Raw genomic sequence first — 12,540 nt, 5'->3', positions numbered from 1 at the left:
CTGTTATAAAAAATTATAGGGACGGTTTACGTGGCCAAAGCAACCAGCAGAACCATCCCTATAATCTTTTATTCTTCTTTATAAAATCTCTCTCCGGTATCCGGGTTAAAATAAACGGTTAATTTTTTATTGGTTGTCGGATCTATGGACACTTCATTTGTTCGGACAAAGCCCTCGGGCACTTGCTGGCCATGCTTTTTTTTAAAGCGCCGGTCCCAGATAAACCAAGAACCGATGAATAGAATAACCACAATAAGGATTTGAAAGCCGAAATAGCCAAGAATCCACTTCATCGCTATTCCTCTTCTGCGATAACAGCCGTGCCATAAGCGACAATTTCACTCATATTTTGGCCAATTTCACCGGAGTCAAAGCGCATCATAGTAATAGCGTTGGCTCCCATCGCTTGGGCATTTACAACCATCCGATCGATTGCTTGTTTTCGGGCATCTTCCAGCATTTCTGTATATTGATTGATTTCTCCGCCGACAAGTCCCTTCAAGGAAGCCATGATGTCCTTTCCGAGTCCGCGTGCCCGAACTGTCAACCCGAATACCGGTCCCTTTACTTCTGTAATTTTATAGTTTGCTATTCTTTCCGTCGTGACAATAATCATTATAAAATCCCCTCCTTTGTAATTGGATTGTCTATATGTTCATTGTACTTCCAGCTGGTATAATATACCATTGTTTTTTTAAAATAAAATCGGTGTCTTGCAGGGTCTATTTTTATATAAAAAACGATAATTAACTTTCGCTGATTTGCAGTTTAGACAAAAAATATTGAACATGCTGAGTCCTTTTTTTCTAGCTCATGAATATCTCTTTGAAACCTCCTCCGTTTCCCTACATTGAATATACTATTAGAATAGAGTTGATATTAGACCGCCTATACGAGCAAACAAATTCCATAAATAAATAACGAAAATAGGTATTTATTCCTCAGATTTTACTGTCTTTTCATTCTTTCTATTTTTCTATAAAAAACAAGAGGCAGCGCCAATAAGTTTCACACTTATAGCACTGCCTCTTATATACGCTAAACACGTCTCCTATTTTAAAGAAATCTTGAAAGAATAAATCGTACGCTCACCCACATCGACCCTAACTTTATAGTCGCCGGCAGACATGGACTTCGTGCTGAGATTGAAGATATATTGATTTGCATCAGCATCATAGCGGAACGAATTATCATTTACGGCTGAACTGGCGGATACGCCATTTGCGTCTTCTACATAAATCTTTGCCGCTGCGCCAGTCAGGTAATTGCCATCTTTATCCGTTAACTGGAACTTCACCGGAATCGTGCTGCCTGCCTTGTGGGATGACGATCCATCTGTTTTAACAGGTGCAAGAATTCCGCTTGAATTGATCGTATCGCTGGCTGCGACAATCGGCAAATTCGATTCTCCTTCGCTGTTCACTGCCGTCACTTTATAGTAAGAGGTGCCGATAGGTGACGTTTTGTCAGTAAACTCAGGGATAGAAGAAGTTCCAATTTTTTCATACTGTCCATCCGGAGTGGAGGAACGATAAATATTGTATTTCTCAATACCTAATACAGGAATCCAGCTTACATCCATATCCGCGCTATTGTTAACAGCGGCTTTAATCCCTGCTGGGACGAGGTTTTTAATGGTCAAATCATATCTTCGGGAATCATAACGGCTGAAGTTGTAGTTTCGGAAGTCAGACATCCGTGTTGCACCTGTAATATGTTCCTTTAGATTGCTAGTACCATTCGAATATATATAGGCTGAAAGGTCCCCTGTAAGGTTATATACAATTAATTCATCTCTGGAATCACCAGCCATGTCTGCAACCATTACCTGCTCTTTAGCATCCGTATGTCCATCAAATGTAACAATCGGATTAAAATATCCATCATAAAGCTTTGGCACGACACCATTTGGATGGTCTGCATCTTTCCCTCTTCTGTACGCCGTAATAAGCGGTGAATAGCTGCCTGTCCAGTTGTCAAGAGGACGTACGATACTTCCCCAATCGCCCTTCGCACGTTGTTCATGGTATAGAGTTTCGCCTTTTGAAGTGAACAGGAACATTCCATCCTGGCCTGGGTTACTTCTGTTCACCCGGTCCAAACCTGCCAGCTCCAAGCCTGGAGAGTCTATACGGTAATCTCCCACCAGTATTTGCTGCGGTTCTACTGTATCACCATTACGGAATATTTGGTTACCGTTGACATCAAAGGCATACGTATCAGAACCGCCAAGAATGATTTCCATCTCACCGTCGCCATTTAAATCCGCTACCCAGTGAGTATCAACATGATCCGGCAATTCCTTTCTCCATAGCTCCTTGCCATCGTAAGAAAGTAGGGAATAGTTGTTGACTAACTCATCCCTGCCATCCCCGTCAAAATCATAAGGAAGCAAGCCATGACCAGTTTTTCCATCATAATGCCAAAGCTGATTGCCATCATTGTCTAAGGCCCAAATGTCTGAATATCGATCCTTTAATAAAATATCCTGTGGAGTGGGGTTGCCTGAGAAATTGGCGATAAAAATCGCATCATGGGCTCTTTGACTCGGGAGTTTAAACTTTTTCTTTACCTCACCCGTTTTCCCGTTAAAAATATAAAAATATTTTTCTGTATCGTCTCCCATCTGCATAACGGTCAGCACTTCGTTTTCGCCATCTGCATCAATATCATAGACCTGAGCAGGCTCATCCGCTCCGCTCGTTGTCACCCTCGGGTCCACTTTTCCTTGCTCCCATAAAAGGTTTCCTTCAATATCATAGGCTGCCAGGTGGGCTACATAACGAGGATTACGGGCATCATCTTTTACATAGGCTGGCTGCACCATTAAAAGATCGTAACGCCCGTCTCCATTCAAGTCACCGATACGCATTCGATTGCCGGTTCCGGCTGCGCTGATATCAATCTTGCTGATTAGGTTTGGAAAGGACCACTGTGTCATGCCTAACACCTCTGCCGATCGATTCCCTTCCCCGGAGGCATTTACGGCCGATACTTTGTATAAATAACTTGAATCTTTTTCTACAGTGGCATCAGTAAAATCTGTAGTTTGTGTGTTGCCAATAAGCTTATAATCTTTATAACCCAATTTAGCCCTATAAACATTGTAACCTGAGGCACCCTCTACAGGCTTCCAGTTCAAGGAAATAGAGGTTTGGGTAACTGCAGGAATTAAAACTTCACTTGGGGCTGATAGATTTGTATGTACTTCAGTATCCGCAAATGCCTGTTGGCTTAATGGTACAAATTCAGTCACTAGTGATAAAGATACCATCGTAGCTAGTAACGTTTTTGATTTTTTTAACATATCCTTCTCCCCTATTGATTAAAAGTAATTTATTACAATATTGATAAGCCCTTCTATTAACACGATTCAGTTATCTGGCTACCACAATGTTCACGTTTGCAATTTAGAATTTATTTAATAGCACCGAAGTATTTTCAAAGTGAGGTTGTATAAGATGTTCTTTCAATGTGATAAGGATTCTATGAAGAGTTTTGATGCTCAGAAATGGAGCTGCCAAATTAATACTGATAAATGAGTACATTCAAAAAAGAGCTTTAGTAAAAATTTACTTGAAATGTTTGTCCTATCCCACCACCCCTCTTTTCTGGAAATCGCTTACATCTTAACATGTTGTACATTCCAGAAACAGGTAAAAATTTACTAATTTTTTAAATAAATTAGTGAATTTTAATAACTGCATGATCCTTTTGGAAAAATAAAAATGATAATGTTTGGACTCGATATCTTTTGGTGATATAATAAAAGCGACACTATTTGGTGTTATATTTTGTTTTTTTAGGAGGCAATAATATGGACAAGCAAGGCCAGGAAATGTTTTTAAATTTTATTTTGCAAAGGGTTCAAGAAGGCAAGGAGGATGAAGCAAGAGCAATACTTGCAGAAAACTTCAAGAAACAGGATGAAGGCACTTTTACAAAAGAGGATGTCGAAAAGTTTGTCCCTAAGATGATGAGCATTATTAAGCCAGAAAAATTACCGGAGATTCAAGCAGTTGCGAAGCAATTTGCCGGGAGTTTCGGCGATCAATAAGGCCGACGAATCGAAACACGATGTTTTCCAAGCCATTTCAGACCCCACCCGCCGCAATATGTTAAAGTTGCTTGCGGAAAGAGAAATGTCGATAGCTGAAATGGTGGATTGCTTTCCCATCACCCGCACGGCCGTGAATAAGCATCTTCACATTCTTTCTGACGCAGGCCTTGTCAGGAGTCGGAAGGCAGGACGTGAAACCCGTTATAGGCTTATACCGCAACCGTTAGTTCAAATACAAGATTGGCTGACCTTTTTTGAACATTATTGGGAAGACAAACTGTCTGCTCTTAAAAAATATGTAGAAGAAAACGATTAGTTGGAAGAGAACCGGGATGTGTTGAACAACACTCCCGGTTCTGTCTGTTTTTATAATGTTTCAGCCTAAAATGATTTCACCTTTTATACCCGTTTTAAAAAGGAACAAATCGTCAGGATGCCTTTATCAAAGTTCTCCAAGTTAAAATGTTCGTTCGGAGCGTGAAGGTTTTCATCCGGCAAACCGAATCCCATTAAGACGACAGGAGCGTTCAGTGCTTGGTTGAAATCCGAAACAATTGGGATCGAGCCGCCTTCTCTTTTATAAACAGGCGCTTTCCCATACACATCCTCATAAGCTTCCGCCGCTTTTTGGATCATTGGGCTGTCAATCGGTGTTAAAAATGGATTTCCCGTATCGCCAAGCGATATTTTTATGGTACATCCTTTTGGCACATGCTCTTCCAGATGCTTCTTAAGTAATTGCTGAACTTTTTCAGGATTTTGATTGTGGACTAAACGGCAGGTGATTTTGGCATGCGCCTCGTTCGGAATTACTGTTTTTGTGCCTTCTCCTTGGAATCCGCCCCATAAGCCGTTGATTTCCAATGTTGGCCGGGAACTGATTCTCTCAGGATAAGGATAATTGTGTTCCCCTCCCGTTAGGTCCGTTAGCCCTAACGATTGTTTTAGCTTCTCCTCATTGAAGCCTAATGCTTTAATTTGATCCTTTTCAAATTCTGTCAGCTCCACGACATCATCATAAAAATGCTTCACATTGATTTTTCCATTTTCGTCATGAAGGGTGGATAGGAGCTGTACTAATAAATGGTTGGCGTTTTGTACTCCTCCGCCGAACATGCCAGAGTGCAAATCGGAATTAGCCGTCTTAAGGGAGAATTCCAATGAACAAAGGCCTCTTAGTGAATAGGTAATCGCAGGGACGCCTCTGTCCCACATGTCGGAATCGGAAATTACCACCACATCACAGGCTAGTTTTTCATGGTTTTCGGAAAGGAACCCTGGCAGATTTGGACTTCCAATTTCCTCTTCCCCTTCAATGCAAAATTTCACGTTAACCGGCAGTTTTCCTTCCGACTCCAATAAAGTTTCCACTGCTTTGATATGTAAGAACATCTGTCCCTTGTCATCGGTTGCCCCTCTGGCAAAGATCTTTTCATCACGGATGGTCGGTTCAAATGGAGGAGTTTCCCATAAATGAACAGGGTCAACAGGCTGTACGTCATAATGGCCGTATACCAATACGGTCGGGGCATTTTCCTGATGAAGCCAATCGGCATAAATGATGGGATGACCTTTTGTCTGGGCGATTTCTACATGTTCCATGCCAATTCTTTCTAATTCATTGGCAATCCATGAGGCTGCCTTTTGAACATCCGGTTTATGTTCGGATATGGCACTTATGCTTTGAATCCGAAGCAATTCTTTTAATTCTTCGAGATTTTTTTCATGATTTTTGGAGACAATTTCGGATAATTGACTCATGTTATCACCTTTTCCTTTTTATTATCTATTCTATTTTATACAAAAGTAATGGAGAAAACCTAAAATCAACTCTTTGTATTTAAAAAGGCCCCCTCATGTTTCCCAACGAGAGGTGCCCTTTTTGCACGAAATTTATTTAGAATGGGTTTGTTGCCAGCATGCTTGCAGTTTTCACATAGATACGCGGATGCAATTTTAATTGAGAAACGATTACTTCGGCAATGTCTTCCGGCTGCATGAATTTTTGGTCATTGTTTTCTGCGATTAAGTTCGTTTTCACCGCAAGTTCAGTAGCAACCGTGCTTGGCGTTAAGGCGGTAACGCGGATATTGTTTCGGCGGACTTCTTGGGCCAATGATTCCGTTAAGCCAATCAATCCGAATTTGGACGCACTATAGGCACTTGATGTGGCCGCGCCGTTTAGCCCGTTTGTAGACGAAATGTTGATGATATCGCCACCGTTTTTCTCCATTAATTGCGGAAGTACCGCACGTGTGACATAATACGGACCCATTAAGTTGACATCAATGATTCTCTTCCATTCTTTAGGATCCATGTCTAACAATGTGGCAAATCCGCCGATTCCTGCATTATTAATCAGAATATCAGCTGCACCTAGCTCGTCCGTTATTTTTTTAATGGCTTGGTCCACTTCTTCCTGAGAAGAAACATCAACGGCCGCATAGGCAGCTCGCACTCCTAAACCTTCCACTTCTCTGACGGTATCCTTTAAGTCGGTCTCAGTTCTAGCAAGCAGCCCGACGTTAACCCCTTCTTTTGCTAGCGCCAGCGCAACTGCCCGGCCAATCCCTTTTCCGGCACCAGTGACAAATGCCGTTTTTCCATTTAATGATTGTGCCATAATCAACAACTCCTTCCACATCTCATTATAGTATTGTGGAATAATTAATCTAACAGTATGCTCAAAACTTTCGATTCTTTGAAATCATGAATGGTTCTGCTGGATTTATGAAATCAATAATAAAAAGTGCCTGTCATCACCCCAAACATGTCGAGTGAAATTCGACATGTTACGGGAAATGACAGGCACTTGCATGATTTAACTAATCAAGCTTCCATTTAAACAGGCACGGGGACGGTATGGGCCTACGGGGACTTGGATGAGGCTAGTGATTTGTTCTGCTTCCGCTCTATAAAGTTCGTCACATTGTTTCACATCAAACCCTAATAGCGGGTGCCCTCCCATCCCTAAAGCACCTGATATCAAGAGCATCCGTTGCAAGAGTATACCTGCCTCCATCTGTTGAATTCGGTATCCTCTATATCCCAATTCTCTTTTGAGGTGATCCTTGCCCCCAACAATATGCAGGCAGAGCGGAACTTGAAACAGATTGACATTGTGCATGGTTAACCCGCCTTGCAAAACCTCACGGAAATCCCCACTCGTGACTCTTCGAAGTGCATGAGCCTCTTTGTCATAAGCATAGGCACCATTTGGAATACCCTCCACGTTATAAAAGAAGCCGTTCAATGATAAACGAGTTTCAGGATTCTCCTGCATGCCGTCAAGGTCATTCTGATACGAAAAGGAGAATGTCTCTCTTAACAAAGTGGATATTGTTTTTATACTGACACTCCCCATCATAAAATCCAAATCAGGAGAATGTCTCTCTCTGCAAGCAGCGGCAAAGTCATATGAAAAGGGCTCCGTATAGGGCAGCATGATGAACTCCGTACCAATAAACTTTTTCACACGTTCCTCTCTTTTTATCCCCGCAAATGACTGGGTCGTTTCAAGGATGGATACATGATTCATCTCTTTGATCAGCGGGTAATCACGAACTCTCTTTGAACGGTTATAAGTTTCAACATTCAACACTGATACTTCACGGGATAATGCAACCGACGAAACTTCTTCTCTATTAACATTGCCTACGCTTGGGATAGACGGCTGAATCGATAATGGGATGACGGCATAAACGCTTTCTTCTTGATCGGGAAGCCCCAGCAAATGATTAATAGACTGGTCAAGAAATTGGTAACATACCCTTGATGAGAACCCCATCCTATCCGCCACTTCTAATGCCTGCCCTATTACCACACCTGCATCTAAGCCTTGAAGCCTGTAGGAAAAATTATTATATTTGTAGAAGTTTTTCCAAAAAACAGTCGACACAAAAACGGTGCAGAAACAATCAGAAATGTCACAGCTATTGCCCATGCTTCTGGATACATAGGAATCGTAATTTCCTTCCCGCAGCATAAGGAGGCGGTGATGGGCCGCATCGTAATGGTAAATTCCCTCGGGTACTACCTCCAGTTTTACATAGACATATAATTCGTTGGGATACAATGCCCCGCCAGAGGGAACAAATCTGCGAAATAACTGGGCATAGCTTACAGCTTCTTTCTCCTCAGTGCCCTCCATAAATGCCATTTGAACGTATCTGGTAATGCCGAATACATACCATAAGAAATTTCCTAGCTCCTCGAGTCCCGGTTGTGACTGGGGTTCTCGTGGGGTGAGCTTTAATGGAACATCTCCGGATAATTGTATATCAGGCAAGCCGCGGTACAATTTATAGGGAAGCGGTGCGTCCCCCCAGTCCACTTCCCAATCCGGCGGCACAACTTTTTCTGTATCGTAGTGTAGATGATGCAGAAATGTTTCAAGATTCACTTTAACACCTCCAGCCTTCATTAAGGGAATGGGTGAGGATATGGATTAAGCTGTTCATACGCTAACGGCTGATTGGCGAATCCAAGTTTCATTGGTACTTGGAGGACCCGTTCGAGCCCTTTGACACGGGTAAGGTGATGTCCGAATGTCATCGGCAACATACCAGGAATCAATACTTTTACACAGTATAATCCATTACGTTTGGTTATGGGGGTGGTTTGATCCACCACAATGACCTCTAGGTCTAATTGGCGAAACCTTTGAAGGATTTCCTGAAGATCATCCTTCAAGTCTGCATGAACAGGGGGCTTCTTGTATTCCTCAGCAAAAGACCGCAATGGTCGATCCTCATCCAGTAAAAAGTTCAGCCGTTCCTCTGCTTCCCTGAGACCATAGAGCAGGCCATGATCCTCCATGGTTTGGACGGCAAATGAATCTCTTAACATTCCCTCATATTGCTTTCGGTTTTTCTCCAATTTCTCGTCATGCCGAACCATCATTCCCGCGAGCTCGTAGATTGAGCTTTTTACAGCTCGTATCGGATCAGGGCTGGCACCTGCTGCACAAATGAGGTTCACACCTTTTGAACTTCTATTTTTCGCCACGGCCCAAACGCTGGGAATCCCGTGTTCCATTGTTGAATTGTAAAAATAAACATCATATCCCGCCACATCACGTAAACGGTCGACCATCAGCTCTAATTCCTTATCGTTAGCAGTATAAGGGTCAAGACGCGGAAGGGGAAGGTGAGCATACCATGTCAATAAGAAGGAATCGCGCTCAACGACCTCCATAATCCCATGGAATATGGCCTCCTCCATGCTCCCCCCTAATGCACACCCGTTAGAGGTTTCATAAACAAAGCCCTCCCCATATCCCAAACTGTAATAGGCGAGTAACTCCGGAATTAATATTGGCCGTTCTTGTAAAAAAGAATATCCCCACACCCAATTGATTGGGGTATCAGGATTAAACGGTTTAAACGGGAAATCAGGCTTTGCATATTGTTCGTCGTCATGTAAACCCACTCTTGCTGGATTTAAAGCAATGTCCTTTAGATGATGGTAGCTATCACGGACTTTCTTCCTTTTGCCTTGAGGCTCAATTCCACAATGCCGCTCCAACCCCTCCAATATGGCCGTGAGCTCACTCATCCCATAAGAATTCGTGCGTCCAGCCACTCCCTCATCCGCTCCAAACAACGGCATGTTAACTAAAACATCTGCAAATGGGAGCCTGATATCCTCCATTTTTCCATTCATGATTCCAGTACGCTCATCCAGATAATCATTTACCAGCACTGATTTTAAATCCTCCATTGAACGGCTGCGATAGCCAGGCCCAGCTAATTTAGGACTGGACTTTAACCTAATCTGTGCTAATTCAGGCGTGTCCTCCGGTATTGGACTGCAAACAGGACACAATGGATCTGGCAAGAAAAAGTGACTATAGTTCGTTAAGGTTCTCAGATTGGAAATGAACATCCTTTCTTCCAAGGAGGAGGGTGCTCCCTGAAGAACTTTCTGCACTTCATCACAAATCAAGCCAGCCATATGCAACAGCCCCGATCGTGAAGCCCATGCATCTCGCAAACCGCTTGGTCCAGTTCCCATTCTCGTTTGAAGGAGCCACATTTCAAGACGGTCCTGACCAGCTAACAAACGCCGTTTATCCGCACAGAGAGAACATCCCGGTTTGACATGATGAACTAGTGGACCAATGATTCCCTCGCCAAACGATACGAAACCTCGAAGCCAAGGAATTCCAGCGAACTTAAACCTCTCTTCCGCCTTTTGATACATCGATGGGTGCCATGCATCGTTAAGCACCAGAGCCAATTCTATACCCTCGGGAATATCATCCAAGAGGCTTTGACGTGTTACTAAATAGTTGGTTGACAGGTGGGCATAGACATACTGCGCTAATAAACCGTCCCCGACCATGAGGATATGTGCAGTCATTGAGAATCCCCCTCCCGTACTTGCACACCATACACACCCGCCAGCCCTTCTTTCAAAAACGGTTCGATTGACAGGTCGTAGACCAATAGTTGTTTTTTGTTTTTATTCAAAACTTGAATGGCTGATTGCAATAGGTCTAAATGTGTCATTTCCTCACAAGAAGGAATTTCTAATTTGGTATCCCGTTTTTCAAGGTAAATCATCGACCCCTTCTCTTGCCTATCAACCGGATTTCTTTGATTCTGAGCATCTAAAAGAGCTTGCTGCAAGGCATTTTGCAATGCCAATGTGATATTTAAACCTGCTCCTGTGTACCAATGGCGCTTCGACTTTACCCCAACCACCGGGAAGCCTAGCACCTCCTCTTTTAAACCTATGACCGGTGGACCGCTCAGGGTCGTGAGGGCATTTAAATAGAAGCGGCACTTTTTATCTTCTATAGCTTCGATTGGCACACGAAAAACCGTATTCCGGCGATCCCCCTTTTGATTTTTCAATTCTTTCTCCAGGCAGGCTTGCATCCCCCGGCAAACAGCCTCCACGATGCTTTCCCCTGAACCGATGCCCATAAATCCCTCTAGAAGCATCTCATCGACCCTAGTGTCCTGATTTAGTGACTGGATCAATTTGTCTACATACATTTCAATGCCCTTCAAACCGGCATTTCTTCTTGCTTCTTCATGAGTCATTCCCGAGCAGATAACCTTCGGCAGCAATTCTGCTGGTCCGTCTGAAGCAGGATTGACTACTTGAACACAGCACTGAGACAGAGGAAGCTGTGACAAATCTTGTTCCTCCCAAGTATGGAAAATGCCTATTTCCTTTGACGTTAATCGACTGAAATATTCCAACAGCCACCCTTGTTGTTCATCCCTGCCCGAATCTTGTTTCAGTCTTGCATCAAGATTTTCAACCAGCTCGGGTTTAACACTTTTGGATATAACGGATGGATGTGTAATGAAGGATAGCCAGTCTCCTTCCAACGTATCAAGATTGAGCAGGTAAATTTGATTACTTTGTTCAGAGCCTGCAATACCTGTGGCTCTTTTGAAAAGTTCAAATACAGAGACATTTGCCAGAATCGCTCCTGCTGTGGGAGAGAACTTCTGAGGCTGCTCATCTGACTTTAGCGAAGATTGATGGATTCTGCGCCATGCAGACTCGAAGCACCCATCTGTATCCGGGTGAGTCAGCGGACCTGCGAGCCCAACTTTATCTAAACAAATGGCCGGAAGGAATGCTTTCTTTTCATCTTTACAAACTTGATTTAGGCTCCTTAATTCATTTACATTGCCATCCTGAGAAACATATAGAATCCAATCAAATTTGCGAACTACTTCTTTCCAAAAATTAGCCCCTTCCCCTTTAAAGTAGGGTATTTCCACCAACTCCACATCGGAATCAAGTTCCCTGGAGTTTTGCACTAACTCATTGAGCCGCTTCCTATTGGTTTTAACCGCGTCCGTGACCATGACATTTAATTTGGGCAGTCCTGATTCTATTAAGGCCGATACCAATGATACAAGGAAGGGGCCAGAACCAACAGTCAGGATCTTAGCCTGACGATATTTTTGAAAATGGTACGCGCCCGATTCAGCAAAACTTTCAATGAATTCGATTTGTGAAGCATACTTTTCAAGAACCTGACGATTTAATTGGTGCGGCAAATCTTTACTAACATCGCGAACAAACCCATTCTTGTACAACGTTTCCCCAATTTCATATACCCTGTTACGGTAGGGCAGCGTTAATCCCTCAGTGATTGTTGCCAGCGTTTGTTCCCCATTGAACATCGGCAGCAACTTTTCAATCCATTGGTAAATCGTATTTCCTTCCATTCGGAATGAGCTCACGTTATTTCTAAAATAGACACCCCCTTTTTGATCTGGGAGAAAAACGGTATCCCTTTTAACCTTCAGACGTGAGGACGAATTAAGTTCTGCCACTGGAGTTCCTCCTTATTCCTCAATGTCACTACTTCCGCACTATCAGTTTATGTACGATTTTTTGTCCAATATGTTAAACACTGAAAAGAAGTGCCTCCTGCGGCACAAGTACATGCAGGAGGCACTTTCTTTCGTAGAATCATATTTTCCTAACGTTTCACGGATTCCAAA

Annotated in this window: 10 protein-coding genes; 2 read left to right on the top strand and 8 right to left on the bottom strand. The window is 43.0% G+C overall.

The annotated features are described in order from the left end of the window. Positions 1-68: 68 nt before the first annotated feature. The 3 genes from ACY8D0_RS23650 to ACY8D0_RS23640 form a co-directional block, all read right to left on the bottom strand. Complete coding sequence (locus ACY8D0_RS23650; RefSeq protein WP_462412899.1) at positions 69-293, bottom strand: hypothetical protein; 225 nt, start codon at positions 291-293, stop codon at positions 69-71. A gap of 2 nt (positions 294-295) precedes the next feature. Further along, the gene (locus tag ACY8D0_RS23645; RefSeq protein ID WP_462412898.1) at positions 296-616 is read right to left on the bottom strand and encodes a YbjQ family protein; all 321 of its coding nucleotides are present in this window, start codon (positions 614-616) and stop codon (positions 296-298) included. 435 nt (positions 617-1,051) lie between these two features. Beyond that, a complete protein-coding gene (locus ACY8D0_RS23640) occupies positions 1,052-3,307 on the bottom strand; it encodes a PxKF domain-containing protein (protein WP_462412897.1) in 2,256 nt (751 codons plus the stop codon). A 510-nt stretch (positions 3,308-3,817) separates the two neighbouring features. Here ACY8D0_RS23640 and ACY8D0_RS23635 point away from each other — a divergent pair. After that, entirely contained in the window at positions 3,818-4,057 is a 240-nt protein-coding gene (locus ACY8D0_RS23635; RefSeq protein WP_462412896.1) for a hypothetical protein, read from the top strand. After that, a complete protein-coding gene (locus ACY8D0_RS23630; protein ID WP_462412895.1) occupies positions 4,020-4,376 on the top strand; it encodes an ArsR/SmtB family transcription factor in 357 nt (118 codons plus the stop codon). The genes ACY8D0_RS23635 and ACY8D0_RS23630 overlap by 38 nt, the downstream gene beginning before the upstream one ends. 83 nt (positions 4,377-4,459) lie before the next feature. Here the strand turns inward: ACY8D0_RS23630 and ACY8D0_RS23625 are convergent, their stop codons facing one another. The 5 genes from ACY8D0_RS23625 to ACY8D0_RS23605 all read right to left on the bottom strand — a co-directional run bounded on the left by ACY8D0_RS23625 (position 4,460) and on the right by ACY8D0_RS23605 (position 12,369). Next, entirely contained in the window at positions 4,460-5,821 is a 1,362-nt protein-coding gene (locus ACY8D0_RS23625) for a dipeptidase (RefSeq protein ID WP_462412894.1), read from the bottom strand. A 136-nt stretch (positions 5,822-5,957) separates the two neighbouring features. Continuing rightward, positions 5,958-6,683, bottom strand: coding sequence for a 3-ketoacyl-ACP reductase (locus tag ACY8D0_RS23620; protein ID WP_462412893.1), 726 nt, complete (start codon positions 6,681-6,683; stop codon positions 5,958-5,960). A 198-nt stretch (positions 6,684-6,881) separates the two neighbouring features. Beyond that, positions 6,882-8,462: a SagB family peptide dehydrogenase gene (locus ACY8D0_RS23615; protein WP_462412892.1), complete on the bottom strand. Its 1,581-nt coding sequence runs from the start codon at positions 8,460-8,462 to the stop codon at positions 6,882-6,884. Positions 8,463-8,482: 20 nt separating this feature from the next. Beyond that, positions 8,483-10,423: a TOMM precursor leader peptide-binding protein gene (locus ACY8D0_RS23610; protein WP_462412891.1), complete on the bottom strand. Its 1,941-nt coding sequence runs from the start codon at positions 10,421-10,423 to the stop codon at positions 8,483-8,485. Then, positions 10,420-12,369, bottom strand: a complete 1,950-nt coding sequence (locus tag ACY8D0_RS23605) for a putative thiazole-containing bacteriocin maturation protein (protein WP_462412890.1) — start codon at positions 12,367-12,369, stop codon at positions 10,420-10,422. The genes ACY8D0_RS23610 and ACY8D0_RS23605 overlap by 4 nt, the downstream gene beginning before the upstream one ends. Positions 12,370-12,540: the final 171 nt, after the last annotated feature.

Source organism: Neobacillus camarae, from assembly GCF_054950115.1.
Note: the sequence above shows the minus strand (reverse complement) of the source record. Positions and strands in the feature narration are given on the sequence as shown.